The organism is Streptomyces adelaidensis (assembly GCF_016598475.1).
Lineage (GTDB): Bacteria > Actinomycetota > Actinomycetes > Streptomycetales > Streptomycetaceae > Streptomyces > Streptomyces adelaidensis.
Genome location: NZ_JAEMUX010000301.1, coordinates 1 through 505 on the forward strand (window position 1 = coordinate 1; position 505 = coordinate 505).

Annotated in this window: 1 pseudogene; it reads right to left on the minus strand. The window is 68.7% G+C overall.

Annotation, left to right across the window (positions count from 1 at the left end):
* Positions 1-505 (minus strand): annotated as a pseudogene (locus tag I8N67_RS41960) (hypothetical protein); the annotation flags it as partial.

The following is a 505-nucleotide window of genomic DNA, read 5'->3' on the forward strand; positions in this document are numbered from 1 at the left end:
TTTGAAGTTCGTCGCCTCCACCTGGTCGGCCCGGGACTGGTCGAGCATGCCCTGCACCTCGGCGCCCACAAGCACGGTCGCCCTGGCAGCGCCCTCTTTGATCCCGTCCGGGCCCACTGTCTCTTCCAGCGCGCTTCGGGTGTAGACCTGCTCCGCGGTCGAGAGCGTTGCGTAGGCGTCCGGGTGCTGGCCGAGGGTGGTGAGGAAGCCCCGGACGACGCTGCGCCCGTTCCCGTCCACGGTGTCCGCGAAGTTGATGTGCCCCTCCGGGTTCTTGCCCGGCGCGAACACGCTCTCCGGATCGTTCTTGTCCAGCGCCCAGTTGATGTCGTCGATGTAGCCGCCGCCCATGACGCCCAGGCTGTCGGACATCGCCTCATGGTGCTCCTTGAGCAGAGCCGGGTCCGCCGCGTACTTCTCCATGACCTTCTGCATGACCGCGGCGTTGTCCGCGTCCCGCACCACGCCGGCGTCCGGGTGCCCGGCCGGGTAGCCGAGGGTCGCT